24 protein-coding genes and 1 tRNA gene are annotated in these 25,640 nt (G+C 63.8%); 9 read left to right on the plus strand and 16 right to left on the minus strand.

Annotated features, from left to right (window positions below):
* The first annotated feature begins 284 nt into the window (after window positions 1-284).
* On the plus strand, window positions 285-1,244 hold the full coding sequence (locus C7I85_RS12650) for an alpha/beta fold hydrolase (RefSeq protein ID WP_106724348.1): 960 nt from the start codon (window positions 285-287) through the stop codon (window positions 1,242-1,244).
* A gap of 39 nt (window positions 1,245-1,283) precedes the next feature.
* Here the strand turns inward: C7I85_RS12650 and hisN are convergent, their stop codons facing one another.
* A complete protein-coding gene (gene hisN, locus C7I85_RS12655) occupies window positions 1,284-2,084 on the minus strand; it encodes a histidinol-phosphatase (protein ID WP_428832850.1) in 801 nt (266 codons plus the stop codon).
* Between the two features lie 217 nt (window positions 2,085-2,301).
* Window positions 2,302-3,192 carry an N-formylglutamate amidohydrolase gene (locus C7I85_RS12660; RefSeq protein ID WP_106724349.1) on the minus strand — a complete coding sequence of 297 codons (891 nt, stop codon included), beginning with the start codon at window positions 3,190-3,192 and terminating at the stop codon, window positions 2,302-2,304.
* 214 nt (window positions 3,193-3,406) lie between these two features.
* Here C7I85_RS12660 and cpdR point away from each other — a divergent pair, with 214 nt between their 5' ends.
* Window positions 3,407-3,769, plus strand: coding sequence for a cell cycle two-component system response regulator CpdR (gene cpdR, locus C7I85_RS12665; protein WP_106724350.1), 363 nt, complete (start codon window positions 3,407-3,409; stop codon window positions 3,767-3,769).
* Between the two features lie 106 nt (window positions 3,770-3,875).
* Window positions 3,876-3,950 (plus strand) — tRNA-Val (locus C7I85_RS12670).
* 189 nt (window positions 3,951-4,139) lie between these two features.
* On the opposite strand, the gene C7I85_RS12675 is transcribed toward C7I85_RS12670, so the two are convergent.
* Window positions 4,140-5,858 carry a GMC family oxidoreductase gene (locus tag C7I85_RS12675; protein ID WP_106724351.1) on the minus strand — a complete coding sequence of 573 codons (1,719 nt, stop codon included), beginning with the start codon at window positions 5,856-5,858 and terminating at the stop codon, window positions 4,140-4,142.
* A gap of 271 nt (window positions 5,859-6,129) precedes the next feature.
* Window positions 6,130-6,597 carry a nuclear transport factor 2 family protein gene (locus C7I85_RS12680; protein WP_106724352.1) on the minus strand — a complete coding sequence of 156 codons (468 nt, stop codon included), beginning with the start codon at window positions 6,595-6,597 and terminating at the stop codon, window positions 6,130-6,132.
* A 174-nt stretch (window positions 6,598-6,771) separates the two neighbouring features.
* Between C7I85_RS12680 and C7I85_RS12685 the strand changes: the two genes are divergently transcribed.
* On the plus strand, window positions 6,772-7,668 hold the full coding sequence (locus C7I85_RS12685) for a LysR family transcriptional regulator (protein WP_106724353.1): 897 nt from the start codon (window positions 6,772-6,774) through the stop codon (window positions 7,666-7,668).
* A 201-nt stretch (window positions 7,669-7,869) separates the two neighbouring features.
* Window positions 7,870-8,337 carry a preQ(1) synthase gene (queF, locus tag C7I85_RS12690; protein WP_106724354.1) on the plus strand — a complete coding sequence of 156 codons (468 nt, stop codon included), beginning with the start codon at window positions 7,870-7,872 and terminating at the stop codon, window positions 8,335-8,337.
* Window positions 8,338-8,409: 72 nt separating this feature from the next.
* On the opposite strand, the gene C7I85_RS12695 is transcribed toward queF, so the two are convergent.
* The 9 genes from C7I85_RS12695 to C7I85_RS12735 form a co-directional block, all read right to left on the minus strand.
* Window positions 8,410-9,438 carry a trans-3-hydroxy-L-proline dehydratase gene (locus tag C7I85_RS12695; RefSeq protein ID WP_106724355.1) on the minus strand — a complete coding sequence of 343 codons (1,029 nt, stop codon included), beginning with the start codon at window positions 9,436-9,438 and terminating at the stop codon, window positions 8,410-8,412.
* A 76-nt stretch (window positions 9,439-9,514) separates the two neighbouring features.
* Window positions 9,515-11,206: an aconitase X gene (locus C7I85_RS12700; protein WP_106724356.1), complete on the minus strand. Its 1,692-nt coding sequence runs from the start codon at window positions 11,204-11,206 to the stop codon at window positions 9,515-9,517.
* Window positions 11,203-12,204: a 4-hydroxyproline epimerase gene (locus C7I85_RS12705; RefSeq protein WP_106724357.1), complete on the minus strand. Its 1,002-nt coding sequence runs from the start codon at window positions 12,202-12,204 to the stop codon at window positions 11,203-11,205. Before C7I85_RS12705 ends, C7I85_RS12700 begins: the two co-directional genes overlap by 4 nt.
* Window positions 12,205-12,218: 14 nt before the next feature.
* The gene (locus C7I85_RS12710; protein WP_106724358.1) at window positions 12,219-13,469 is read right to left on the minus strand and encodes an NAD(P)/FAD-dependent oxidoreductase; all 1,251 of its coding nucleotides are present in this window, start codon (window positions 13,467-13,469) and stop codon (window positions 12,219-12,221) included.
* Window positions 13,470-13,476: 7 nt separating this feature from the next.
* Window positions 13,477-14,199: an amino acid ABC transporter ATP-binding protein gene (locus C7I85_RS12715; protein WP_106724359.1), complete on the minus strand. Its 723-nt coding sequence runs from the start codon at window positions 14,197-14,199 to the stop codon at window positions 13,477-13,479.
* Complete coding sequence (locus C7I85_RS12720; protein WP_106724360.1) at window positions 14,192-14,845, minus strand: amino acid ABC transporter permease; 654 nt, start codon at window positions 14,843-14,845, stop codon at window positions 14,192-14,194. Before C7I85_RS12720 ends, C7I85_RS12715 begins: the two co-directional genes overlap by 8 nt.
* 14 nt (window positions 14,846-14,859) lie before the next feature.
* Window positions 14,860-15,525 carry an amino acid ABC transporter permease gene (locus tag C7I85_RS12725; RefSeq protein WP_106724361.1) on the minus strand — a complete coding sequence of 222 codons (666 nt, stop codon included), beginning with the start codon at window positions 15,523-15,525 and terminating at the stop codon, window positions 14,860-14,862.
* Window positions 15,526-15,594: 69 nt separating this feature from the next.
* Window positions 15,595-16,401, minus strand: coding sequence for a transporter substrate-binding domain-containing protein (locus tag C7I85_RS12730; RefSeq protein ID WP_106724362.1), 807 nt, complete (start codon window positions 16,399-16,401; stop codon window positions 15,595-15,597).
* Window positions 16,402-16,682: 281 nt separating this feature from the next.
* Window positions 16,683-18,200, minus strand: a complete 1,518-nt coding sequence (locus tag C7I85_RS12735) for an aldehyde dehydrogenase (NADP(+)) (RefSeq protein ID WP_106724363.1) — start codon at window positions 18,198-18,200, stop codon at window positions 16,683-16,685.
* A gap of 149 nt (window positions 18,201-18,349) precedes the next feature.
* On the opposite strand from C7I85_RS12735, the gene C7I85_RS12740 reads away from it, so the two are divergent.
* Entirely contained in the window at window positions 18,350-19,387 is a 1,038-nt protein-coding gene (locus C7I85_RS12740) for an Ldh family oxidoreductase (protein WP_106724364.1), read from the plus strand.
* 147 nt (window positions 19,388-19,534) lie between these two features.
* Here C7I85_RS12740 and C7I85_RS12745 read toward each other — a convergent pair whose 3' ends face one another.
* Window positions 19,535-20,497, minus strand: a complete 963-nt coding sequence (locus tag C7I85_RS12745) for a dihydrodipicolinate synthase family protein (protein ID WP_106724365.1) — start codon at window positions 20,495-20,497, stop codon at window positions 19,535-19,537.
* 124 nt (window positions 20,498-20,621) lie between these two features.
* A complete protein-coding gene (locus tag C7I85_RS12750; protein ID WP_106724366.1) occupies window positions 20,622-21,326 on the minus strand; it encodes a GntR family transcriptional regulator in 705 nt (234 codons plus the stop codon).
* Between the two features lie 312 nt (window positions 21,327-21,638).
* Here C7I85_RS12750 and C7I85_RS12760 point away from each other — a divergent pair, with 312 nt between their 5' ends.
* Window positions 21,639-22,424 carry an alpha/beta fold hydrolase gene (locus C7I85_RS12760; protein ID WP_106724368.1) on the plus strand — a complete coding sequence of 262 codons (786 nt, stop codon included), beginning with the start codon at window positions 21,639-21,641 and terminating at the stop codon, window positions 22,422-22,424.
* Window positions 22,425-22,476: 52 nt separating this feature from the next.
* Here C7I85_RS12760 and hisD read toward each other — a convergent pair whose 3' ends face one another.
* Window positions 22,477-23,766: a histidinol dehydrogenase gene (gene hisD / locus C7I85_RS12765; protein WP_106724369.1), complete on the minus strand. Its 1,290-nt coding sequence runs from the start codon at window positions 23,764-23,766 to the stop codon at window positions 22,477-22,479.
* Between the two features lie 139 nt (window positions 23,767-23,905).
* Here hisD and C7I85_RS12770 point away from each other — a divergent pair, with 139 nt between their 5' ends.
* Window positions 23,906-24,454: a cupin domain-containing protein gene (locus C7I85_RS12770; protein WP_106724370.1), complete on the plus strand. Its 549-nt coding sequence runs from the start codon at window positions 23,906-23,908 to the stop codon at window positions 24,452-24,454.
* Between the two features lie 127 nt (window positions 24,455-24,581).
* Window positions 24,582-25,634 carry an ABC transporter substrate-binding protein gene (locus C7I85_RS12775; protein ID WP_106724371.1) on the plus strand — a complete coding sequence of 351 codons (1,053 nt, stop codon included), beginning with the start codon at window positions 24,582-24,584 and terminating at the stop codon, window positions 25,632-25,634.
* The last annotated feature ends 6 nt before the right edge of the window (window positions 25,635-25,640 follow it).

The following is a 25,640-nucleotide window of genomic DNA, read 5'->3' on the forward strand; positions in this document are numbered from 1 at the left end:
ACCAAGCCCGGGCCTCGATGAACGCAGCATGAACCACGTCTTCGGGCTGCGTTCAGGCCGGCCGCGCTAGTGTTTTCTCGACATCGCGATTGCGGTTCCCAGAACCCCAGTCGAGAGGTCCGACCCCGGGTGTCACGTCCCTTCCTCCCGGATCGACTAAGGCCGGAAGTAGGTCTGCTGCTTCCGGCCTCTATTTTCCCCGCCGACGGTCGGAATTTCTTTGCTTTTCGCTGCTACAGCTTTAGGTCGTACAGTGGCGCCCCTTCTCTCACGCAGCCGAAGCGATGACGGATCTCTTTTACGACATCCCCGGAAATCCCAGGCCGGACGGCGGCGTCTGCGGCTTCCTCACGGCACGCGACGGCAAGAAGTTTCGCTATGCCCATTTCCCCCCAACAGCGCGGCCGCTGAACGGCACGGTGGTGCTGCTGGCCGGGCGCAACGAAAGCATCGAGAAATATTTCGAGACCATCCGCGACCTCGCCGCGCGTGGGTTCGGCGTCGCCACTTTGGATTGGCGCGGCCAGGGTGCCTCGGATCGCCTGCTGCACGACGGCGCACGCGGCTATGTTCGCAGCTTCGACGACTACGAGCGTGATCTCGAGCAGTTCTTCTCCGAGGTCGTGCTGCCCGACTGCCGCGGCCCCTATTACCTGCTTGCGCATTCGACCGGGGCGCTGGTTGCGCTGCTCGCCGCTCCCTCCCTGGTGAACCGCATCCGCCGCATGGTCCTGATGGCGCCGTTTCTGGCGCTCGCCAAGTCACCGTTATCGATGCAGGCTCTGGGACGCTTTGCTTCCTTCTGTTGCGGGGCCGGGCTCGGTCGGCTCTATGCGCCCGGCGGGCGCGACACGCGAAAAGCCGAGCCTTTCGACCAGAACAAGCTGACCAGTGACCAAAGGCGCTACGAGCGCAACAGCCTTCTCTACGAGACCTATCCGCAACTGGCCGTCAGCGGCCCGACGCTGGCCTGGATCCGTGCCGCCAGTAACGCCATCGCCCGTGCGCAGGAGCCCGATTTCATGGCGCGACTGCAGATCCCCATGCTGCTGGTCGCCGCCGGTGCCGATGCGGTGGTTTCGAGCTATGCCATCGAGGCCTATGCCGCGCGGCTGCGCGTCGGCTCGATGCTGACCATACGCGGCGCACGCCACGAACTGCTGCAGGAAGCCGACATCTACCGCGAGCAGCTGCTCGCGGCCTTCGATGCCTTCGTGCCCGGCAGCGACGCGCCGGTGATGTGAGGTTTTCTCATCCGCGGCTTGGCGCCTGCGACTGGCTGGTCAGCCCCGCAAATACTCCATAGCCGCGGCATGCAGTTCCGGCGTGGCGGCCGCAAGAATGTCGCCGCCCTTCTCGGCCGGCTCGCCGGTGAAGGTAGTGACCACGCCGCCCGCCTTCTCGATGATCGGGATCAGCGCAACGATGTCATAGGGCTGCAGGCCCGGATCGGTGACGATGTCGGCATGGCCGGCGGCCACCATGGCGAAGGCATAGCAATCGGTCCCGTAGCGTGCGAGGCGCACCTGCTTTTCCAGCCGGTCGTACAGCGCGCGCTTCTCGCCCTTGAACAGCGCAGGCGTGGTAGTGAAGAGCGTCGCATCGGCAAGTGAGGTTGTCTTGCGCGTCGAAAGCTTGCGGGTGCCGCCCGGCCCCTCATAGTAGGAGCCGTTGGCATCGGCATAGAACAGCTCGCCCGTAAACGGTTGCGACATCATGCCGGCAACCGCATCGCCATCCACCGTGAGCCCCACCAGCGTGCCCCACACCGGCAGGCCGGAAATATAGGCGCGCGTGCCGTCGATCGGATCGATCACCCAGACATGGCTGCTCGAGACATTCTCGTTGCCGTGCTCTTCGCCAAGAATGCCGTGCGCCGGATATTCCGCGTTGATCAGCGCGCGAATGGCACGTTCGGCCTCGCGGTCGGCCTCCGTCACCGGGTCGAAACCGCCTGCCTCCTTGTTGGAGACAGTGTTCTGCCGACGAAATCGCGGCAAGGTCTCCGCCGCCGCAGCTTCGGCGATCCGCCGCATGAAATCCACCGTGACTGGCAATCGCCCCTCCTGATCCTGCGCAAGCATGGTTCCTGTTCGCATACGATTTGCCACAGTGCAGCGGCTTAAAAAAGCGTGAATGTCGCTTGACTTTTGTGCAGTGCACAATAACCTTTCAGTCAGACAGCCTGGCTGTCCAATGCCCTCCTTGGGCGTTTCCTCCCTAGACTTCGACCGCGCTGTGCGAACGGCGCGGTTTTTTTTGAGATGTCTTGGCTTCAGCTGGTCGGTTGGGTCGCGTCCGCTATTCGGCGGCGAGTGGCAGATCGCGGATGTCGTCGTCGGGAATGGACATCAGGTCGGCGCAGAAGCGGCTGAGATCGTCGGCCAGCGCATCGAAGCCCGCCGAGCGCTGAAAAGTCCGCTCGTTCATGTAGAGGCCGCGGTTGATCTCGATCTGCAGCGCATGGAGATTGCGCGGCGGGCGGCCGTAATGTTCGGTGATGAAGCCGCCGGCATATGGCTTGTTGTGTGCAACCGTGTAGCCCATCGAGATCAGCAAGCCGATCGCCGCCTCCGTGAGAGCGCGCGAGGCTGATGTGCCGAAGCGGTCGCCGACGATGAAATCCGGCCGAATGCCGTTTTCGCCGCTGCGCACACTGGCGGGCATGGAGTGACAGTCGATCAGCACGCCAAAGCCGAAACGCGCATGGGTGCGCGTGAGCAGCCGCTTCAGCGTGTCATGATATGGCTTGTAGATCGCCTCGATACGGCAGATCGCCTCCGCCAGCGGCAGCCTGCCGGGATAGATGTCGAGCCCCTCGCCCACCAGCCGCGGCACCGTGCCGAGCCCGCCGGCCACCCGCGCCGAGCGGATATTGGCGAAGGGCGGCACCGGCTCGACGAACATGCGCGGATCGAGCTCCCAGGGCTCGCGGTTGACGTCGAGATAGGCGCGCGGAAAATTCGCCGCCAGCAATGGCGCGCCGAGCCCGACCACTCCGCCGAACAGCTCGTCGACAAAACAGTCTTCCGAACGGCGGATGGCGTCGCGATCGAGCCGCGCCATGGCAAGGAAGCGCTCGGGATAGTGCCGGCCGCTGTGCGGCGAGTTGAAGACGAAGGGCACCCGCTGTTCCGCGCTCGCCCGAACTTCGAAGGGCGCCACCACGGAAAAGTCGTCATTGGCCGTCATGGCGCATATCCAGGCTGGCAAGCACGCTGTCTCATGTCACGAAGGTGCCATCAGGCGGGCGGCAAGTCCAGCAATTCGCAAGTTGGCGGCGCGATGCCGCCGGATGACGCTGCGGGCGGCATTCACTTGATGTTTACCCTCCGCGCTTCATATACGGGATGGTTAACGGGGCTCCTGCACAGCGGGTCCCGCGGAGTGATTCGGACAGGATACGATGGCACGCATTCTTCTGGCGGAAGACGACGACGACATGCGTCGGTTTCTGGTGAAGGCGCTGGAACGCGCCGGTTATGACGTAAGCGATTTCGACAACGGCGCCAGCGCCTATGAGCGCCTGCGCGAAGAGCCCTTCTCGCTGTTGCTGACCGATATCGTCATGCCGGAAATGGACGGCATCGAGCTCGCCCGCCGCGCCACCGAAATCGACCCCGATTTGAAGGTGATGTTCATCACCGGATTCGCGGCCGTGGCCCTCAATCCCGATTCGAAAGCGCCGCGCGACGCCAAGGTTCTGTCGAAACCCTTCCATCTGCGCGACCTCGTCACCGAGGTCGAAAAAATGTTGCACGCCGCCTGAGGCGGATTTGCGGGCTTTGGGAAAGGCTGGTCAAAAAACTGCAACTTTTCCCATTTCTCGCTATTGACGGCCCAGGCCAAAAGTGGTCTATGCCGCCTCGTCGGATGGGCGTGTAGCTCAGCGGGAGAGCACTACGTTGACATCGTAGGGGTCACAGGTTCAATCCCTGTCACGCCCACCATCCACCCAGAAAATCAAGTACTTAGCGTCAGGCGCAATCGTCAGACGTCGGCTTTTGAGCACCAGCGAGACACCGCTTTCCGTAGGAGCCGGTGCCGCCGCTCGATGGCATACGTCGACCGGTCTACCACCACCATAGGCGTTCCGATTCCGTTTGGCGTTGCGCGGCGTTACGAGCGGCCAACCTTCACTATCTGGCGGCTTTGATCAGCTCGGCGGCGCGGCCGCCGATCATGAAGGCCGGGGCATTGGTCGGACCCGAAATGATCGACGGCATGACAGATGCGTCCGCCACGCGCAGGCCGCGCAGGCCGTGGACATGAAGCTCGCTGTCAACCACGGCATCGGCGCCGGTACCAATCTTGGCCGTGCCTACCGCGTGACCGAAACTGGCAGACGCGGTCCGCGCGAAGTCGATCAAGTCCTGCCGGCTGGTGGCTTTGGGACCTGGTACGACCTCTGCTTCACGGACGCCGTCGAGCGCAGCCTTGTTGCCGAGCTCGCGGGCCGCTTCGATCGCCCGCACTATTGCCGCGAGATCGCGGTCCGTACCCAGATGATTGCCTTCGATGATGGGCGCATCGCGCCAATCCGCGCTGGCGAGCCGCACATGGCCGCGACTGGTCGGCTGAACGAGCGCGGGCGCGATCGTAAAACCTTCCGTCGGGGGAGCGCCGAAACGGGCCGCTGCCTCCGGCGTCGCGAGCGGAAGCTGCTCCAGCACAAGGTTGATATCGGTCGGATGGCCGTCGACGCCGCTCGACAAGTAGATTTCGGCCTCCACCGCATTGCTGTCCGCGGGGCGCTCCGGCATCTTGCCCTTGTATTGGTAGACGACGCCGGAGACCAGGACATGATCCTGCAGGTTCTGGCCGACTCCCGGCAAATTCGCGACCGGCTCGATGCCGAGTTTTCGAAGCTGCGTGGCGTCACCCACGCCGGACAACATGAGAAGCTTCGCACTATGGATCGTGCCGGACGCGAGGATCACTTCACGACTTGCCCTGACGCTTTTGGCACCATCGGCGGTGACAAGTTCCACGCCGCTTGCACGATCGCCCTCGAAGACGACCTTGGTGACGGTGCTGTTGAGGAGCAGAGTGAGGTTGGGACGGTCGAGGTTCGGCTGCAAGAAGGCGCGCGACGCGCTCACCCGTGAGCCATCAGCGGCGATATTCATATTGATATAGCCGGCCCCAGCGCGCATCGGGCCGTTCATGTCGTCGATGATGGGAAAACCCATCTGACGCGCAGCCTCCAGGAAGGCTGGGGCCGTCGGATGGGGATCGCCGGGTATCCGGATGTGAACGGGTCCGCCGACGCCGCGCCATTGGTTCGCGCCGCCTTCCCAATCCTCCTGGGCCTTGTATGTCGGCAAGACGTCCTTGAAGCCCCATCCCTTCGCGCCGCCTGCCTCCCAGGCGTCGTAGTCGCGCTCCAGTCCGCGCGACCACACCATCGCGTTGATGGAGCTGCCGCCACCCAGCACGTGACCAAGCGCCATGTTGAATTTTCGGTTGTTGAGCTGGGGAACGGGTGCGATCGGTAGATTCCAGTCCAAGGGACCGCTGACATTATAGAACCAGATACTGGGATTGCTGATCGTGGGTGCCGTATCAGCGCCGCCCGATTCAATGACCAGAACTTTGGCGCCGGTCTTTGACAGCTCGCCGGCAACGATCGAGCCCGAGGCGCCTGCACCCACGACGATGTAGTCGTAGGCGCCCCCGAGCTTGGCCTGGTTGGCCGCCTGATTGTCGCCGGCGGCGAACGCGTGATCTGACATGGCGGGCGAAAGCCCGGGGGTAAGACCGGCAGCGCTGGCGACGCTCAGGAAACGGCGCCTGCTCAGTCGCCCGCTTGCGACCCGGTCCAGAAGAACCTGCATCCGTTCATTGGCATTGGGCATCTTGGATCCTCCATTTTGGCGGCCGAGCGTGGTGCCGGGCGCAATGGGGTTCAGATCGGGTATTGGCGCTTGTGATCTCAATCTAGGGCGATTTACGAACTCGCACGCCCCTGCAGCCTCTCGGCAAGGAAAGCACCGATGGCATCGAGGGACTGTGCCGCCGCCTTCAACTTTCCAATGCTGGCGGCTGCTGCACGCTCGGAAGCCGCTGCCCCAGAGAGATGGCGATGTCCTTTGCGTGTTCGCAGAAGGACATCGCGGATGTGCCTGGTCAGTGTCTGAAGGCTGCTTCGAGATTCATGAGCACACCAAGCTGTGCCAGAAGAATGGGAACCGCGACGTAGCAGTGAAATGACGTGACTTTCCCGCCTTCCACGTGGAAGACGTCGCAGCACGGCGTGTGCATTTCTTTCCCTGTCGGAGGAATTGTCCCAGCCGGCATCACCAGATCGCCCTTATGCGTGCCATTCAGCGACAATTCGACGATGACGACATTCTCGTAGAAATAGAGGCTATTGAGCTCCCTGTGCATGTCGGGGAAAGCGGCGGCATAGACGTCGACCGTGATGCCGATGTCGGAGCCATAGTACTTCTTTCCGCCGGCCACATCATAGAAGTAGCCGCCGTCCGCAAAGAGCGAGACAAATTTCGGCGTGTCTTTGGAGTCAGCCTCGGCGTAATGGTACAGGCTGCGGATCAGTTGCTCATTGCGGATCTGGTCTGCTGTTTTGACGTTCATCTTCCACCTACCAAAACTCTATACGACCTGAAGAAGGGGGAAAGCTCGAAGCGGCCAATCGCTGTTCCGCGGGTATCGCAGGATGCAACGGGTTCCGCTCAATCCGAGTTTATGGACAGCGGCTCGATTTAGAAATAGAAACTATCGAAACCCAAGGTTTCGAAGTTTATCATCATGGCCAGACTGCCGGACCTTGAAGGGCTCGCCATTTTCGCGAAGGTTGCGGAGTGCCGCTCCTTCGCCGAAGCAGCCGCTGAGCTGAGGCTCTCGAAAGCGACCGTATCAAAGGCGGTCAGCAGGGTTGAGGCGCGGCTCGGCGCGCGGCTGATCATCCGCACGGCTCGCCGCTTCGAGCTGACAGATGCCGGACGACTGCTCGTGGGCCGCGCTGCCCACATCCTTTCCGAGGGGGAAACAGCCGAGGATGTTGCCAAGGCCCAGGCTAGAACTCCGAGCGGATTGGCGCGGCTGACCGCTCCCATGTCCTTCGGCATGTTGCGGGTGGCCCCACTACTTCCGGAGTTTCTTTCCGCCTTCCCCGACATATCGATCGATCTCCATTTGAGTGACGCAATGATGGACCTCATCGGGGAAGGTTTCGACGCTGCGATCCGCATCGCCGTCCAGCCCGGCGCCTCGCTCGTTGCACAGCGGCTGTGCGAGATGCCGCGCCACCTGGTCGCCTCGCCCGCTTACCTGGATAAGCACGGGAGACCGCGACAACCGCTCGACCTCTCGCAGCACCGCTGCATCAGCTACAGCTACACCATGACCACGGAGATCTGGCGCTTCACGAAGGGCAGTAAATCCGTCAGCGTGCGCCCCTCGGGTCCGCTTCGGGTGAACAATGGAGATGCCATGCTGCCGGCACTGATCGCGGGCATTGGCGTCGGCATCTTACCGGAATTTCTGCTGGGCGAGGCGCTTCAGTCCAATCAGCTAGAGCGATTGCTGCCTGATTGGTCTATCCCACCGGGCGCTGTCCACTGGGTGACGCCGCCCGAGGGGCCGCTGCCAAAACGCGTCGAAGTCCTCGGCAAATATCTGATCGAGAAGTTGGCCCAGGGCTAAGTCGCATAGCTGGGCCATCACCTTACCAAGGAAGCGGTCGATCTTTACGCCGGGAAGGCGAACTGGTATCTCGCAGGCAGTGGCATCACTGCCTCCGGTCGCAGCCTACCCGGTCAAAACAAGGACACCGAGATAGTCATCACACGTCGCAGCCCGTGCGATGTGACTGCGTTGGGGGCCTTATTGGAAAGGCACTCACACTTGTCGCAATCCAACATCTACTCAGAACTCACCCAACTCGGCAAAGACACGCCGATCCCCGCCAGTCCGGAGACCGCCGTACTGGAACGGGTGCGCAACCCGCAGGCCGGCACTCGCTATTGCGTCCGCTTCACCGCGCCCGAATTCACCTCACTCTGCCCGATGACGGGTCAGCCCGACTTCGCGCATCTGGTGATCGACTACGTTCCCGGCGAGTGGCTGGTCGAAAGCAAGTCGCTAAAACTGTTCCTGACGTCCTTCCGCAACCACGGTGCCTTCCACGAGGATTGCACCGTGTCGATCGCCAGACGGCTCGTCGACCGTCTGGAGCCCGAATGGCTCAGGATCGGCGGTTACTGGTATCCGCGCGGCGGAATTCCGATCGACGTCTTTTACCAGACCGGCACGGCGCCGGCCGACGTCTGGATCCCCGAGCAGGGCGTTCCGCCCTACCGCGGACGGGGATGATCCGGCGCACAGACGAAAGCGGCGCCCATTGACGCCGCTCGATCTAGTGCTCTTGTCGCCTCCCCTATCGGGTCAGCGCGCGCCCCAAGTGTCGGTCAGCCGGTAGCCCTCGGGCCACGGATCCGACGGGTCGAGCATGTGCTGATGCGTGCCGGTGATCCAGGCGCGGCCTGAAATTTCCGGCTGGATCGCGGGCCGGCCGCCGACCTCGGTGGTGCCGACTATGCGGCCCGTGAAGGTCGAGCCGATCACCGATACGGCCGTCAATTGATCCTCCAGCCCCATCTGACCGCGGGCGTGCAGCACCGCCATCCGCGCCGAAAGCGCCGTGCCCGTGGGCGAGCGGTCGACCTTGCCGGGCTGGATCGCCACGGCAGCACCAGCGCGCAGGCCTTCGGCGGTGCGCTCGACGGGACCGGCGAAGAGGCAGAAGGAGAAATGCTTCCAGTCCGGGTTTTCGGGATGGTGGAAGCCGAGCGCGGCATTGGCCGCGTTGGTGATCTTCACGCCCAGGCGCGCAATGTCATGCGCTTCGTCGGACTTGAGGCTGAAGCCCATCGCCGCCGCATCGACGATGACGAAGCTGTCGCCGCCATAGGCCGTGTCGACCGTCAACGTGCCCAGTCCCTCAACTTCCAGCTTGGCATCGAGTTGATCGGCAAAACTCGGCAAGTTCTGTACGAAGATGCGTTCGGCCTTGCCGTTCCGGCACTCCGCCCGCACGCGGACGAGGCCGCCAGGGGCTTCGAGGGTCAGGTGTGTCACCGGTTCCTGCATCGGCAGGATGCCGCTGTCCAGCAGCACCGTGGACACACAGATCGAGTTCGAGCCCGACATCGGAGGGTTATAGGCAGGCTCCATAATCAAGAAGCCCGCATCGGCTTCCGGATGCTTCGGCGGCACCAACAGATTGACATGACGGAAAACGCCGCCGCGCGGCTCATTCAAGACAAAATTGCGGAGCGTTTCGTCCTGCATGAGCCACTGGCTCTGCTCCCAAAGCGTCGCTCCCGGCGGCGGCGTGACACCGCCAACGATCACATCGCCCACCTCGCCTTCGGCGTGGGCGGAGATCACGTGAATGGTTTTCGTACTGCGCATGGGTGCTCCTCCTCAGAGCATTTTGCAAAACAATAACTTAGATCTGGATGGCGACTCGGAGAGACGTCATCTCGATTTAGGAAAGCCAGTCCGGCAGGCGCTCGGGAACATGCCCGGTGAGCGCGGCGGTCACGCAATCGGCCAGGTTGCCGAAGCGCACCGCGCGGCCCGAAAGACCCGGACCGTAGTGGGCGTATTTGCCGGAATTCGTCATCAGCGCGCGGGTCCGCGTCGGGAACACTGGCTCAGAGATCGAGCACCAGCAAAGGTCGGGCAGAACCTGCACGCCGCTCTCTTCCAGCCGCGTAAGCGTGCCGTCTGAACGCGCGTCGGCGATCACCTGGTTGCCGGCAGTGACGATAACCGACACGCCGGGACTGCGCTTGCGGCCGCCAAGTGCGGTGGCTAGCGCCCGGCACTCATCGAGCGAGGCATGCGGGCTGCCGATGGCGACGAGTTCCACCTGTTCCGGCCCTGCATTCAGGATCTTCCACGCCGCAGCCATATCGGCCCGGGTGATGACAACAGTGTCGGCGCCTTCGGCTGCAGCGCCGTCGGCTTCGGGCGTCACCCCTTCCACATGCAGCATCGGCGCGGCGGAAGTGGTGCCGAATGCGGCGCAGAGCGCCTTGAGGTCATCGCGCGAAGGCCGAGCATCGCCAAGACCGCGCAGCAGCGGAATGCGGTCGGGCGCCGCGCGACCGGCGAGATAGCCGATCAGCGGCCAGAAGGAATCGTCCACGTTGGCGGGCAATTCCACGTCGATGACGCGCCGGGCCTTGCGATGGATGTCGAGATAGACGCCGGACAGCGGCGCACGCCCCGTCAGCGCGATGCAGAGATCGAGGAAATCGGGGTGCTTTGCCGTCCGCGCGCCGAGCACGGTGTTGGCAAAGATCACGGCGTTGGACTCCGCCCAGGCGATCTGCTCGCCGGCACGAGGCGCGCTGTCGAGGAGATAGGGCGAACAAGTGAATGTCGGCCGGCACCCCATGCGGACATAGGCATCGGCGAGACGCGCCGCCGGGTCGCCGAACGAGTCCGGCACGCCTTGCGCCTGCCAGTTGGCTCGATCGACCGAAATGGCATTCATCGTCGTTGGCACGCGGACGCGCGCGCCCATCTCGGCCATCTTTTCAGCAAAGGTCAGGTTTGCCGGGCTGGCATAGATGCAGCCATCGATATGGGCCTGCGCAACATCCACGAGACCCAGCGCGCCCTGCTGCGCGGCCATGGCGCAGATGATGCGCATGGCCTGCTGCACCGCCACGCCTTCCTGGCCGTCAAGCATGGCGCGATCGGCCTCGGTAAGGTCGAGCGCCGAGGTCGCCGGCGGGCTGACGGGCAGCGTCAGGCCATCGGCCTCGATGGCCGTATCGGTGATCCGCGCCGACTTCGCACGCGACAAGGCCGCAAAAGCGTCGGGGGCGAGGCGCAGAACCGGCAGTGGCTTGCCGAACAGCTCGGATGCAATCAGCGCGCCAAGCGTCAGCACATCCTCGGCTTCGGAAAAGACCAGCGCCGCAGGAGCGCGCCCGGTCAGCACGAGGTCAAGCAGCACGCCCGAGCCGGTGCAGGAGCCACGGCTCGATGGCATCATCAGGATGCTGCCGGTGAGGCAGACCCCGTGCAGCGGGTGGTGCACGTCGATCACGCTGCCGGTGGCGGGGTTGACCCCGCCCCAGAAGCTCAGCGCCTCTTCGGCGACGATAATGGGGCCGTTAGCCGTGCCCCCAAGGATACTGCGAGCAGGCACTGCGTGGCTCATTTCACCACGAAGCCGTGCGCGAAGGGATCACGGTCATCGATGAAGATCGTGTTGATGCCGGTCTGCCGCGCCCAGCCCGCGATGGAGGGAATGATCGCATCGCGGCCGGCTACCTTCGTCGCCGCCTCGACCCGGCCCTTGAACAGCGAGCCGATGATCGATTCATGGACGAATTCGTCGCCGACCTTCAGCTTGCCCTTGGCGGCGAGCTGGGCCATGCGGGCCGAAGTGCCGGTGCCGCAGGGCGAGCGGTCGATGGCCTTCTCGCCATAGAATACCGCGTTGCGGGCATGCGCGCCCTCGACCGTCGGCTTGCCGGTCCACTCGATGTGACTGAGGCCCTGGATCTGCGGATGCTCGGGGTGGACGAATTCGTACTTGGCGTTGAGTGCCGCGCGCAGCTTCGGGCTCCAGCCCACCAGTTCGCCAGCCGTGTGGTCGGCCATATCGCGGAAATTCTTCTGCGGCTCGACGATGGCGTAGAAATTACCGCCATAGGCGACGTCGACGACGATCTCGCCCAGGCCCTCGACCTCGGCAGTCAGTCCCTCGGCATAGAGGAAGCCGGGCACGTTGGTGAGGCGCACTTCCTCGACGTAGCGGCCTTCCTGGCGGTAGGTGATGTCGACCTTGCCGGCGGGCGTGTCAATCGACAGCTTGCCGGGCTCGCGCGGGGTGATCAGGCCGTTCTCGATCGCCATCGTGATGGTGCCGATGGTGCCGTGGCCGCACATGGGCAGGCAGCCCGAGGTCTCGATGAACAGCACCGCCACGTCGCAATCAGGCCGCGTCGGCGGATAGAGGATCGAGCCCGACATCATGTCATGGCCGCGCGGCTCGAACATCAGACCGGTGCGGATCCAGTCGAACTCGCGCAGGAAATGCGCGCGCTTTTCCAGCATGTTCGCGCCCTCGAGGCGGGGGCCGCCGCCCGAAACGAGGCGGACGGGATTTCCGCAAGTGTGTCCGTCAATGCAAGAGAAAGTATGGTTGGCCATGGCCGAGACCCCTGTCAGAATCTTTGAGGCGAAAAAGATGTAATGTCGATGGCGGACGCCTTGCCGGTCAAGAGATCGGCAACGATCCGGGCAGTGCCTGCCGATTGGGTCAGGCCGAGATGGCCATGGCCGAATGCGTAGATGACGCGCTGCGTGGCGCGGGCCGCACCGATTGCGGGCAGGCTGTCGGGCAGCGACGGGCGGAAGCCCATCCACTGCACTCCGCCGCCTGGCTTGAGTCCCGGCAGGAAGGTCTGCGCCTTCTTGAGCATCGCCTCGGACCGCCGGAAATTCGGCGGCAGGTTCAGCCCGCCGAGCTCCACAGCGCCGCCGACGCGGATGCCGGTCGACAGGCGGGAAATAACGAAGCCGTGACCGCCGAACGTCACCTGGGTACGCAGGTCGAAGGCGTCGGAGGGAAGCGTGGTGTTGTAGCCGCGCTCGGTTTCGAGCGGGATGCTCTCGCCGATCGTCCGGGCGATCCGGTGTGAGAAGGCACCCGCCGCTAGCACCACCTTGCCCGCGCGGCGCACGCCGCCATCGGCGGTCAGCACCTCGACTCCGCCGTCGACCGGGCGCAGCGCCGTAACCTCGGCGCGCTCGATCGGTCCGCCCGATGCGCGGAAGTGGTCGGCCAAGGCGATCGTATAGAGTTTGGGGTCGGCAATGGAGTACCAGCCGGGCGTGAAGGTGCCATGGGTGAAGCGTGGCGCGAGGCCGGGCTGGATCTCGGCCATCTCCGCCGCGTTGAGGTGTCGGAACTCGATCCCGTGCTCCTCCCGCGCCTTCCAGCCGGGAAGCGAAGCCTTGAGCTCGGCTTCGCCCTCATAGACCTGAAGATTGCCCTCCTTGCGCAGCATCGGCAGCGTGCCGCTCTGCTGCAGGAAAGGCTCCAGCTCCACCTTCGACAAATCCATCAACGCAGTCTGCGCCGTGGTGGAATGAGCCACGCGCTTCGGCGAGCAGGCACGCCAGAAGCGGAACATCCAGGGTGCAATCTGCACCGCATAGGCCGGTGGCACCGCCAGCGGGCCGAGCGGATCGAGCAGCCATTTGGGCGCCTTCTTCAGGATGCCCGGCGAGGCCAGCGGCAGGATATCGGTGAAGGCAAAGGCTCCGGCATTGCCGGCCGATGCACCGGCTGCAGGGCCCTCGCGATCCAGAACGGTGACCGAAAGCCCCCTCGCCTGCGCGGCAATCGCCGCCGAGAGCCCGACGACCCCTGCCCCGATAACGATGACGTCGGCCTGAGCCTGCTCTTTCATCATGCCCTCAATGCGTTGCGGCCAGGAACTTCTTGGTCTCGGCGTGCTCCGGCGCGTCGAACAGCTGTTCCGGCGCCGCGATTTCGGCCATGACACCCTGATGGAAGAAGGCCACGCGGTCGGAGACCTCGCGGGCGAACTTCATTTCATGGGTCACGCAGATCATGGTCATGCCCTCGGAAGCGAGCATACGAAGCGTATCCAATACCTCACCTACCAGCATGGGGTCGAGCGCCGAGGTCACCTCGTCGAACAGCATATATTCTGGCGACATGGCGAGCGCACGCGCAATGGCCATGCGCTGCTGCTGGCCGCCCGACATGCGGTTGGGATAGACCGACAGCTTCTCGCCGAGCCCGACATGGGTCAGCTGCTTCACCGCGATCTCCTCGGCCTTCTGCTTCGACATGCCGAGCACCTTGCGGGGCGCGAGCATGACGTTCTCCAGCACGGTCAGATGCGGGAAGGCGTTCCATTGCTGGAAAACGATGCCCACCTTCTGGCGCAGCTTGTTGAGGTCGGTGCTCTTGGCATGCACATCGGTGCCGTCGATCATCACCTTGCCCGACGCGATCGGCTCAAGGCCGTTAATGCAGGTGAGCAGGGTCGACTTGCCCGAGCCGGAGCCGCCGATGACGGTGACGACCTCGCCCTTCTTTACGGTGAGGTTGATGCCCTTGAGGACCTCCAGCTGGCCGAAGGATTTGCGGACGTTTTCGATCTCAATCATTGGGGGACCACCGTTTCTCGAGATACCCGCCAAGTCTGGCGATGGGAAGGCTGATGATGAAGTAGATGGCACCGCAGATCAGCAGGATGAACAGCGGCTCCTGCAGACGGGTGACGAGGATCTGCGAGGCACGCAGGAGCTCGATCAGCCCGAGCCAGAGCACGAGCGCAGAGTCCTTCATGACGCCGAGCGTCAGCCCGATCCACGAAGGCAGCGAAACGCGGATGGCGAGCGGCGCCACGATGTAGCGCATGTCCTGGAACCAGCTCATGCCAAGCGAGCGGGCTGCGCGACGGGTGGTTGTCGGCACGGAGTCGATGCCGCCGCGCACGATCTCGGTGCAATAGGCCGCCGTATAGAGCGACAGCACTACGCAGGAGGTCGTGAACGGCGGCCAGCCCAGCTTCATGATCGACTGCAGGGCATTGCCCAGCACGAGCTGGATCAGAAGCGGCACCGAGCGGAACACGTCGAGCACGAAGGTCAGCGGCGCGGCCCAGTAGGGGCCGAGCTGGAAGCGGATCACGCCGAACAGGACGCCGAGCACGGTGCCGGCGGCGACAGACACGGCGGTGACGGCAAGCGTCATCCCCGCGCCATGCGCAAGGAAGACGAGATCGCTCCAGGAGAGGGCAGTGTTGAACATCTCTCTCACCTCTCTCAGTAGCGGAACATGCGCGAGGCGAAGGCCCGGGCGGCCAGCGTGACGGCCTTGGCGATGACGTAGTAGATCACTGCGGCGATCGCGAAGAACTCGAAGGTGCGGAAGGAACGGGCATTCAGCTCCTGCGTGATGCCGGCGAGGTCGGTGTTCATGCCGACGGTGACGCCAAGCGAGGTCATCAGGATTGCCCAAACCATCTGGTTGGTGACCGGCAGGAAGGCAACGCGCAGCATCTGCGGCATGACGATGAGCCGGAAAGCCTGCAGCGAAGTCATGCCGAGCGAGCGGCCTGCCCGTGCCTGCGTGTCAGGGATTGCCTTGAGCGCGCCACGGAAATTCTCGGCCAGATAACCCGCGTTGTTGAACGCGATACCTACCAGAAGCGACGTAAAGGGGCTCAGGTGGATGCCGAAATTGCCGAGCCCGAAATGGGCCATGTAGATCTGGAACAGCGCGGGTGTGTTTCGCGCCACTTCGATCCAGGCGGTGGCGAGGGCGCCTAGGATGCGGCTGCCGGATAGCCGGAACAGGGTCAGGGCGATGGCCACTGCCAGCCCGATTGCCATGGACAGAAGCGCGATCTGCAGCGTGACCAACGCGCCATCGAGCATCTGCGGCAATGCCTTGAGCGCCTGGTTCCAATGGAAGGTGTAGTGGAACATTACCGTCTCACCTTGGGAAGGATAAACGGCGCGAGGTTTTTGCCTCGCGCCGTCAAAGAAACGGTCCGATTAGCGATAGACGCCATTCACCGTCAGGGACGGCACCTCGCCGCCAACCCACTTTTCATAGAGCTCGGCATAGCGGCCGGTACGAACCTGCTGGTTGATGAACAGGTTGAGGTAGTTGATGAGGCCGTATTCCTCACGGTTGGTGAAGAGCGCGACATAGTCGATGTCATACGGAGCCTTGCCGACGACCGAAATGCCAGCGAACTTGCCGCTCTTGACATTGGACTGGGCAACCGTCGAGGTGGAGACCGTGGCGTCGATCTGGCCCTGGCTCAGCGCGAGGAAGACGTCAGCCTGGGTCTGGTAGGGGCGGAATTCGCCGACACCCCATTCCTTGACCGACTTTTCGAGCGCGATGGCTTCGAACGTGCCGGCGGTGGCACCCACGACCTTGCCCTTCATGTCCTCGAAGGATTTGATGCCCGACTTGTCGTTGGCGGTGACCGCCATCTCGAAGGCGAAGTAGGGAACCGTCATGCCGACGGTCTTGGCACGCTCCAGTGTGTCGGAGGTCGAGGCGACGCCCACGTCGACGCGGCCCGACATCAGCGCCGGAATGCGCTCGGGGAACGGCGTCTCGACGATCTCGGCGGTGACGCCAAGCGCCTTGGCCAGATCGTTGCAGTAGTCGACGTCGAAGCCGATCGGGTTGTTATTCTCGTCGCGTGCGCCCATCGGCGGGAAGTCGAGCACGACGGCGCAGCGCAGCGTGCCCGAGGCGATGATATCGTCCAGCTTGTCGGCGTGAGCCTGGCCAGTCAGTGCGGTGGCGGCCATGAGGCCGAAGGCGAGGACCGAAATTCTCATTCTTACACTCTCTCCCTGAGTAGGTCTGTCTGTTGACGGCGGCGCACTATTTCGCGTCGGAGAGCGTAAATCAATTCAAAAATACAAGGCGTATACAAAAAGTATATGGCAACGGCGCATTTGTCGCGCCGCAAGAGTGGACCTTCCCCAATGGAAAGCCCACCCTTATCGGCTCAGCGCATGAGCCCAGAAAGTGGGAGACTTTTGGGCAAGATCATGCGGCAAAATCGCATACTTTGGGCGAGATGGCTGGTCGAAGAGAAGTCATCTCGCCCAAAGGATCAGGCCAAGAAGTCTTCGGGAAGCAGGCCTTCAGGCATGTTCTGGTAGGAGACCGGCCGCAGGAAACGGCGGATGGACATGGTGCCGACGCTGGTGGCGCCGAAATTGGTCGAGGCCGGATAGGGCCCGCCATGCACCATGGAATCGACCACTTCGACCCCGGTCGGGAAGCCATTGACCAGCACTCGGCCCGCCTTCCGCTCCAGCACCGGACGCAGGCGGCGAGCGGCTTCCAGATCGCCCGCATCCATGTGGATGGTCGCGGTCAGCTGGCCCTCGAACCCGCGCGTGATCTGCTCCATCTCGTCGAGCGAGCCCACCCGAACCACCAGACCGAGCGGCCCGAACACCTCCTCGCCCAGCGCATGATCGGACAGGAACTGCGCGCCCGTCGTCTCGAAGAGATTGGGGGTGACGGCCCGGCCGGAAGACTCGGTCACGAGCAGCGGCTTGATGGTGTTTCGCGTCGCGAAGCGTTCCTGTCCATAGTGATAGGCCTTGGCGATGCCGTCGGTCAGCATGGTCTGCGGACCAACCTTGCCGAGCGCCTCGACCGCAGAGCCGATGAAGCGGTCGGCGTCGGCGCCGTCGATTACCACAGCGATGCCGGGATTGGTGCAGAACTGGCCGGCGCCCATGGTGAGCGAACCCGCCCAGCCCTGGCCCAGCGACTCGGCCCGCGCCTTAAGCGCCTCGGGCAGCATCAGCATCGGATTGACCGAGCCGAGCTCGCCGAAGAACGGGATCGGCTCCGGCCGTGCCGCACAGAGATCGAAAAGCGCGCGGCCGCCGGCGAGCGAGCCGGTGAAGCCTACGGCCTTGATGAGCGGATGCTGCACCAGTGCATGACCCACCTGGCGGCTGCCACCCTGGATCAGCGAAAACACGCCGGGATGTACGCCGGTCTTGGCAATCGCCGCCTCGATGGCCTGGGCCACGATCTCTCCGGTGCCGGGATGCGCCGAATGGCCCTTCACCACCACCGGGCAACCGGCAGCGAGCGCCGCAGCTGTGTCGCCGCCTGCGGTCGAAAATGCGAGCGGGAAGTTCGAGGCACCGAACACCGCAACCGGTCCCACCGGCCGCTGGATCAGCCTGATTTCCGGGCGCGGCGCCGGCTGGCGCTCGGGCAATGCCGCATCGAGGCGGCGATCGAGGTAGTCGCCCTTCTCGATGTGGTCGGCAAACAGCCTGAGCTGGCCGGTCGTGCGACCGCGTTCACCCTGCAGCCGCGCTTCGGGCAGGCCGGTTTCCTGGCTGCCGATCTCGGTGATCGCCTCGGCGCGGGCTTCGATCTCGTCAGCGATGGCGCGCAAGAAGGCCGCGCGTTCCTGGCGCGAGGAATAGCCATAGCTCCAGAAGGCTTCTTCCGCGGCCTCGCAGGCGCGGTTCACCAGCTCGACGGTGCCGGCGGCAAAGTGATGCACGGGGCCATGCGCCGGGGCGCTCGCGAACGTGCCGGCGCCATCGAGCCATTCGCCCGCGACGAGGTGTTTTCCTTTTGGGGTGAAGACCATATGAGGTTCCTTTCTCGATGATCCGGCGCGCAGATCGCCAGCGATCGACCCGCAGTCGTTTGCACTTGTCGAGTATTTGTATACTCTATGTATGCAAAACTTCAACCGCACTGCCCGTTCCGGTCGGGCTCAGCCACGAGAGAGACGAGATGAGTAATACTACCGCCCTGCCCATCAGCGCGCTTCACGAGCGCGTCGAGGCGATCTTCCGCAAGGCAGGGCTCAATGCCATTCAATCGGGCGCGCTTGCCCGGGTGATCACGGCCGGAGAACGCGACGCCTGCAAATCGCACGGCATCTACCGCATCGAAGGCACGCTGCGCACGGTCAAGGCCGGCAAGGTGAAGCCGGATGCGGTGCCGGAACTCGTGCTTCAGGAAGGCTCGGCGATCGTCAGGGTGAATGCCAAGTGCGGTTTTGCCAATCCGGCCTTCGAACTCGGCGTACCGGCGCTCGCCGACCGCGCCCGCGCTTGCGGCCTTGCCGCGCTCGTCATCAACGACTGCACGCATTTCTCCGCCCTCTGGCCGGAGGTGGAAGCACTGACCGAGCAGGGCCTTGCCGGGCTTGTCATGTGCCCCAGTTATTCGACCGTCGCGCCCACCGGCGGCAACAAGCCGCTGCTCGGCACCAACCCCATCGCCTTCGGTTGGCCGCGTATGGGCAAGTCGCCTTACGTCTTCGACTTTGCAACATCGGTCGCCGCACGCGGCGAGATCGAGCTGCATCGCCGTGCGGGCAAGCCGCTGCCCGAAGGCTGGGCCATCGATGCCGACGGCAATCCGACCACCGATCCGGAAGCCGCGCTGGCCGGCGCCATGCTGCCCTTCGGCGGACACAAGGGCTCGGCCATCGGCACAATGGTCGAACTTCTGGCCGGCATCATGATCGGCGACCTGACCAGCCCGGAAGTGCTCGAATATCTCGGCACCACGACGCTGGCCCCGCCCCACGGCGAGCTCATCCTCGCCTTTTCGCCTCAGGCCTTCTCGGCCGGCCGCCCCGGCGACCCGTTCGCCCGCGCGGAGACGCTGTTTGAGCAGATCGCCGGCCAGGGCGCCCGCCTGCCGTCGCAGCGCCGCTACGCCGCGCGCGCCAGATCCGAGGCCGAAGGCATCGTCCTGACCGCCGCCGAAATCGAGCAGCTCGACCGCCTGCTCGCACTCGGGCTCGACGCGGTTTCGTAGGGCAAAAACCCAGAGCGAGATGGCGCCCCGAAAGGAGTCATCTCGCTCTTGGCGCCGGCCAAGCCCAACGCCCTCGCATCCGCCTTGGACAAAAAGAAAAGGCCCTCCCAACGGGAGGGCCTTGCCATATCAGGCGATTGCTCGGGATCAGCCCTTATACTTCTGCACCGCGCCGGGGAGCTTGCTCCACTCGGCATACCAGGTGTCGAACAGCTTCAGCTGGGTCTCGACATAGCCGCGCTGGCTCTCGGTCAGTGCGTCGGTCTCGTTGAAGTGCAGCGTGTATTCCTTGTCGCCCTTCAGCACCATCATATGCTTGAAGTAGAGAACGAGGTCCGGGCCTTCGTCGAACGAAGAGAGGATGGCGAGCGCCGATTCCAGCTCCAGCGCGCGCTGGCGGGCATCTACGTCACCGGCGGCGGCCGCCTGCGCCAGGTTGCACATGTGGATGACTTCCTTCGGAAGCACGCAGCCGATACCGGTGATGGCGCCGGTCGCGCCACAGTTGACGAAGCCATGGAAGACGCAGGTGTCGACGCCGATCATCAGCGAGACCTCGTCGTCGCGGCTGGTGATGTTCTCGGCCGCATAGCGCATGTCGGCATTACCGCCGAATTCCTTGAAGCCGATGAGGTTCGGGTGCTCGGCGCGCAGCGCGAAGAACAGGTCGGCGCGCGTGGCGAAGCCGTAATAGGGGCTGTTGTAGATGACGGCCGGCAGGTCTGGCGCGGCCGACAGGATCGCCTTGAAGTGGTTCTTCTGGGCAGCGATGACCGAGCCGCGCGACAGCACGCGAGGGATGACCATCAGGCCCTGGGCGCCGACCTTCTGGGCGTGTGCGGCATGCGCCACGGCCGAAGCGCTGTTGATTGCTCCGGTGCCGACGATGACCGGCACGCCAGCCTTGACCAGGCGTTCCACGCCTTCCTGGCGCTGGGCGTCGGTCAGGAGCGGCCAGTCACCCATGGAGCCGCAGTAAACCACCGCCGACATGCCCTTGGCGATCAGCTCCTTGCCCTTGCGGACAAGCGCGTCGAAGTCGGGGGTGCGGTCCTCCTTGCAGGGGGTCATCAGTGCGGGAATTACGCCGGAGAAAATCTTGGCCTTCATCTCAAACTCCTCTGGGGCCTGTCATTTCGGCAGGGATCGCCACGCCAAAACGACGCCGTATCCGTGCCCTCGACACTGATTATACGCTTTGCATTTTATTTGTCGACAAGAAATCGACGGGAACTCACAGCGCCATATCCAGCCGCTCGTTGCGGGTAAAAAGCTTCTGGATCTGGTGAACGATCTGCTCGGCATGCGCCTTGGCGAGACGATCGGCAGCATCGACATCGCGGGCGGCAATGACGGCGATCATGTCCTCATGCTCATCGACGAAGCGCTGCGGCAGTCGGTCATTGTAGGACTGGTAGTAGAGCCGCAGGATCCGCCGCCCCTCGTCCAGGAGCCGGTTGAACAGGCCGGTGAAATACGGATTGCGCCCTGCCTCCGCGATCGCCGAATGGAGAGCCGCATTGGTGGCGATCATCGCCAGCGCGTCCTGCGCCTGCACGGCAGCAGCGAATTCGGCCTGACGGGCGTGGATCACCTTGAGATCCTCGGCGCGATGGTGCTCGGCCGCCAGTCGCGTCGTGACGCGGTACATCAGAACCAGCGCATCGAAATAGGTGTGCATGTTCAGGAAGTCGATGTTCGACACCATGGTCGATCGATTGGGCAGCGTGTCGATCAGCCCCTCGCCCGCCAGCCGCACCAGGGCCTCGCGAATGGGCGTGCGCGACATCTTGAAACGCTCGGCCAGCTGCACCTCGTCGATCGGGCTGCCCGGCGGCAGGACCAGATCAAGGATCTCGTCGCGCAGCAGGTCATAGACCATCCTCACGCCCGAGCCTCGCTTGCGTTCGGGAATGGATTTGGTGTCGGCAGTAGTCATCAGGCATCCCTCTTGTCGACATGAGAAATACGTCCCGGCGTCAATCGGATCAACAGTTTCCCGGAGGGATCCCCGGCAAGAGACACGGAAATGTCGAGAGCGGCACGGGGAACGGATTGGGTCCCGCAGCCGTTCTGCGCGCTGGAGCAGCGTGCCATGAGTATCGGGACCCGTCGAAGCGGCCTCCTTAGGCTCGGCACCCCCCCCTGCCGGCGTGAAGCCGACTGGACCCGGACAGCGCTGAAACCGTCCGCCATCGATATCCCGTCGTCCCCCTCCAGCCTTGCCTCGTATGGATGAAGGAACAAAACCATGTTGATGAACAGACGTACCTTTTCCTCAACACTGCTCGCAGCCGCGGCTGCTCCATTGATCTCAAGGCCCAGCGTAGCGGCAGCCCCCGCCCAAAGACAAATACAGGCACAAAACATCGTGCTGGTGCACGGCCTGTTCGCCGACGGATCCTGCTGGGCCGATGTGATCGCGCGCCTGCAGGCGGCCGGGCTCAACCCCACTTCCGTGCAGAACCCGCTGACGACCTTGCCCGAAGCGGTCGCTTCGGCGCAGCGCGTATTGGAGCGACAGGCCGGTGCGACGGTTCTGGTCGGCCATTCCTTCTCCGGCATGATCGTCACCGAGGCGGGTATCGAGCCGAATGTCACTGCGCTCGTCTACGTGGCGGCACGCGCGCCGGACGCGGACGAGGATTACACCGCCCTTGCCAAACGCTATCCGGCGCCACCGGCATCGGCCGGCATCGTCTTCGACGGCGACGAAGGGCGTCTTTCTGAGAAAGCTTTCCTGCGGGATTTCGCCGGCGACTTGCCGGAGGCGAAGGCGAAGGTGCTCTATGCGGTCCAGGAACCATTCCACAAGGCTCTGCTCGACGGCAAGGCCGCGCACGCGGCCTGGCGGGAAAAGCCGACCTATTATGCCGTTTCCACCGAGGACCGGACGATCAATCCGGACCTCCAGCGCTTCATGGCGAAACGGATGGACGCCAAGACGATCGAATTGAAGTCCAGCCACCTCTCGTTGATCTCCCATCCCGACGAGATCACGCAACTCATACTCGAGGCCGCCGGGCAGAAGAGATGAAGGCGAATAGCTGAGAGCCGCTTACAGTCGGCCAAGCCGGCCGCAGCGCCGTTCACCCAAGCTGCATCCGCTCCATGCGCAGCGCGGCGGCGCGGCGGTGGCCTTCGAGCCCCTCGCTGGCGCTCTGTCGGATGGCGGGCGGCGCCACCGCCTCGACGCCCGCGCGTTCGAGCCACTGATACGTGCAGACCTTGACATAGGAGCCGACCCAGAGTCCGCCGGTGTAGCGGCCCGCTCCCATGGTCGGCAGCGTGTGGTTGGTGCCGCAGCATTTGTCCGAATAGACCACGCTCGCCATCGGGCCGATGAACAGCGAGCCGTAATTGCGCAGCTTCTTCGCCGTTGCCTGAGGGTCCACAGTGTGGACCTGCAGATGCTCGGCGGCGATGAAGTCCGAATAGGCGATCATTGCCGCCTCATCCTCGCAGACGACGATCTGGCCGAAATCGCGCCAGGCTGGCCCGGCAACTGCCGCCGTGGGCAAGCCCGCGAGCTGCCGCTCGACCTCGGCCAGCGTAGCCTCAGCCAGCTTGGCATCCGTCGTGATCAGGCCGACGCGGGTGCGCACATCATGCTCGGCCTGCGCCAGAAGATCGGTGGCGATCATCGCCGCATCGCCGGAAGAGTCGGCGACGATGAAGATCTCGCTCGGCCCTGCCAGCTGGTCGATGCCGACCGGCCCGAACACCTGGCGCTTGGCCTCGTTCACATAGGCATTGCCCGGACCGACGATCTTGTCGACGGCGGGGATGGTTTCGGTGCCATAGGCCATGGCCGCGATGGCCTGCGCGCCGCCGACGCGGAAGATGCGATCGGCGCCTGACAGGTGGCAACCTGCGATCATCGCCTGGTGCGCATTGGGCGGCAGGCAGGTAATGACCTCGTCACAACCGGCGACCTTTGCCGGCACGATGGTCATGACCGGCGCCGACAGCAGCGGGTAGCGGCCGCCCGGCACATAGGCGCCGATGCGGGCGATGGGAATGACACGGTGGCCGAGATGCAGCCCGGGCAGCGGTTCGACCTCGAGCGGCAGCATGGTGCCAAGCTGCGCCTCGGCAAAAACGCGCACGCGCTCGATGGCAAAGCGCGTGTCGGCAGCCGTCTGCGGGTCGAGGGCGGCCACCGCCGCCTCGCGCTCGGCCATGCTTACCTCGAAGTGTTCGACCTCGGCGCGGTCGAAGACGCGGCTGTATTCGCGCAGTGCCTCGTCGCCACGCTCGCGCACGGCGGTCAGGATCTCCTTGACCGTCTTTTCGATCTCGCCGGTATCGGCAATGGCGGCGGGGCTGGGCGCCTTGAGGAAGCGGGTGCGGGCAACAAGTTCGGCAGGCAGCGACATTTTTGTGTTCCGAATGAATGGGGTCGCGCAGAGAGTGACGGACGCGTGCCTGCCAGACAATCGGACCGGAAAGACCTGTCTAGTATTCCGACCAGTCGCTGCTACCATTCGGCGCAAGAAATCCAGGGAGGGGGATGCCATGTCGCAAATCGGAGCACACCTGCGCGAACTGCGGCGGCGCCGACATCTCGGCATCAGGGAGCTGGCGGTGCGGTCAGGAATTTCGCATTCGACGATCTCGCTCATCGAGCGCGACCGCATCAGCCCATCGGTGGATACGCTGAGCGCCATATTGGACGCGCTGGGCACGACGCTGACCGGCTTCTTTTCCGGCTTAATGTCGTCCGTTCCCTCCTCACCCTTCTATTCCGCGCGGGATTGCATCGAAATCGGCAATAATGGTTCGATTTCCTACCGGATGCTGGGCGTCAACTTTCCCAACCGCTCCATTCTGATGTTGCACGAAACCTATGCGCCCGGCGCGGACACGGGAGAAGCGTTCAGCCATCAGGCGCAGGAAGCCGGCTTCGTAATGTCCGGCGCCGTCGAGATCACGGTCGGCAATGACCGCCGCGTGCTCAAGCCGGGCGATGGCTACTATTTCGACAGCCGCTTGCCTCACCGGTTCCGCAATGTGAGCGGCGAGCCAAGCCAAATCGTCAGCGCGGTGACCCCGCCGACATATTGAACAGCAGACCGGACCTCAAAACTGGTCGATATATTAACCAGCACCTGACCTAACGGCATCAGCACTGTTGCACCAACCAGAGATGTGCTTTTGTTATTCTGTCCAGAGGTGGAACAAGGATAATAAAATGGCTTTCAAGAGGACAATCAGCACGATCGGCGGGGCAGCTTTGGCGCTTTCGCTTGCAGCGGGCGCGGCGGCTGCGCGCGACCTGACCATCGTTTCCTGGGGCGGGAATTACCAGGATGCACAGAAGAAGATTTATTTCGAGCCATTCGCCAAGAAGCTCGGCAAGCCGGTGCTCGACGAGAGCTGGGACGGCGGCGTCGGCGTGATCGCCGCCAAGGTGAAGGCCGGCGAGCCGAATTGGGATGTGGTGCAGGTCGAGACCGAGGAACTCGAACTCGGCTGCACCGACGGCTTTTACGAAAAGATCGACTGGAGCAAGCTCGGCGGCAAGGACAAGTTCCTGCCGGCTGCGGCGCATGACTGCGGCGTCGGCGCCATCGTCTGGTCGACCCTGCTGAGCTACGACAGCGACAAGCTGAAGGACAATGTGCCGACCTCATGGGCCGACTTCTGGGACACCAAGAAGTTTCCGGGCAAGCGCGGCCTGCGCCGTGGCCCGAAATACTCGCTGGAATTCGCGCTCATGGCCGACGGCGTGAAACCGGCCGACGTCTACAAGGTGCTGCGCACGCCCGAGGGCGTGGACCGCGCCTTCAAGAAGCTCGACGAGATCAAGAAGGATGTCGTCTGGTGGGAAGCCGGCGCGCAGCCGCTGCAACTGCTCGCCTCGGGTGAAGTGGTGATGACGACCGCCTATAACGGCCGCATCTCCGGCATCAACAAGACCGAAGGCAAGCACTTCAAGGTGGTCTGGCCGGGCAGCATCTACGCCATCGACAGCTGGGTGGTGCTGCGCAACAGCCCCAACAAGCAGGACGCGATGGACTTCATCGCCTTTGCCAGCGCTCCGGAAAACCAGTCGAAGCTGCCCGACTACATCGCTTACGGCCTGCCGCAGAAGGAAGCGGCCGCGGCCGTGCCCGCCAAGGAGGCTGCCGACCTGCCGACGGCCGAAGCCAATATGGTGGATGCCGTGGCGCTCGACGGCGCCTTCTGGGTCGACAATATCGAGGAGCTGACCAGCCGCTTCAACGCCTGGCTGGCTCAGTAGGACGCC

This window comes from Pseudaminobacter soli (ex Li et al. 2025), assembly GCF_003012705.1.
Classification (GTDB): Bacteria; Pseudomonadota; Alphaproteobacteria; order Rhizobiales; family Rhizobiaceae; genus Pseudaminobacter; species Pseudaminobacter soli.

Coding starts and splice junctions, on each gene's coding strand:
- C7I85_RS12705 (WP_106724357.1), bottom strand. CDS start 12,204: ATGGCCAACCATACTTTCTCTTGCATTGACGGACACACTTGCGGAAAT.
- hisN (WP_428832850.1), bottom strand. CDS start 2,084: ATGCTTGCGCAGGATCAGGAGGGGCGATTGCCAGTCACGGTGGATTTC.
- C7I85_RS12710 (WP_106724358.1), bottom strand. CDS start 13,469: ATGAAAGAGCAGGCTCAGGCCGACGTCATCGTTATCGGGGCAGGGGTC.
- cpdR (WP_106724350.1), top strand. CDS start 3,407: ATGGCACGCATTCTTCTGGCGGAAGACGACGACGACATGCGTCGGTTT.
- hisD (WP_106724369.1), bottom strand. CDS start 23,766: ATGTCGCTGCCTGCCGAACTTGTTGCCCGCACCCGCTTCCTCAAGGCG.
- C7I85_RS12650 (WP_106724348.1), top strand. CDS start 285: ATGACGGATCTCTTTTACGACATCCCCGGAAATCCCAGGCCGGACGGC.
- C7I85_RS12740 (WP_106724364.1), top strand. CDS start 18,350: ATGAGTAATACTACCGCCCTGCCCATCAGCGCGCTTCACGAGCGCGTC.
- C7I85_RS12695 (WP_106724355.1), bottom strand. CDS start 9,438: ATGCGCAGTACGAAAACCATTCACGTGATCTCCGCCCACGCCGAAGGC.
- C7I85_RS12725 (WP_106724361.1), bottom strand. CDS start 15,525: ATGTTCCACTACACCTTCCATTGGAACCAGGCGCTCAAGGCATTGCCG.
- C7I85_RS12735 (WP_106724363.1), bottom strand. CDS start 18,200: ATGGTCTTCACCCCAAAAGGAAAACACCTCGTCGCGGGCGAATGGCTC.
- C7I85_RS12750 (WP_106724366.1), bottom strand. CDS start 21,326: ATGACTACTGCCGACACCAAATCCATTCCCGAACGCAAGCGAGGCTCG.
- C7I85_RS12770 (WP_106724370.1), top strand. CDS start 23,906: ATGTCGCAAATCGGAGCACACCTGCGCGAACTGCGGCGGCGCCGACAT.
- C7I85_RS12745 (WP_106724365.1), bottom strand. CDS start 20,497: ATGAAGGCCAAGATTTTCTCCGGCGTAATTCCCGCACTGATGACCCCC.
- C7I85_RS12675 (WP_106724351.1), bottom strand. CDS start 5,858: ATGCCCAATGCCAATGAACGGATGCAGGTTCTTCTGGACCGGGTCGCA.
- C7I85_RS12720 (WP_106724360.1), bottom strand. CDS start 14,845: ATGTTCAACACTGCCCTCTCCTGGAGCGATCTCGTCTTCCTTGCGCAT.
- C7I85_RS12775 (WP_106724371.1), top strand. CDS start 24,582: ATGGCTTTCAAGAGGACAATCAGCACGATCGGCGGGGCAGCTTTGGCG.
- C7I85_RS12700 (WP_106724356.1), bottom strand. CDS start 11,206: ATGAGCCACGCAGTGCCTGCTCGCAGTATCCTTGGGGGCACGGCTAAC.
- C7I85_RS12715 (WP_106724359.1), bottom strand. CDS start 14,199: ATGATTGAGATCGAAAACGTCCGCAAATCCTTCGGCCAGCTGGAGGTC.
- C7I85_RS12660 (WP_106724349.1), bottom strand. CDS start 3,192: ATGACGGCCAATGACGACTTTTCCGTGGTGGCGCCCTTCGAAGTTCGG.
- C7I85_RS12685 (WP_106724353.1), top strand. CDS start 6,772: ATGGCCAGACTGCCGGACCTTGAAGGGCTCGCCATTTTCGCGAAGGTT.
- C7I85_RS12760 (WP_106724368.1), top strand. CDS start 21,639: ATGTTGATGAACAGACGTACCTTTTCCTCAACACTGCTCGCAGCCGCG.
- C7I85_RS12730 (WP_106724362.1), bottom strand. CDS start 16,401: ATGAGAATTTCGGTCCTCGCCTTCGGCCTCATGGCCGCCACCGCACTG.
- C7I85_RS12680 (WP_106724352.1), bottom strand. CDS start 6,597: ATGAACGTCAAAACAGCAGACCAGATCCGCAATGAGCAACTGATCCGC.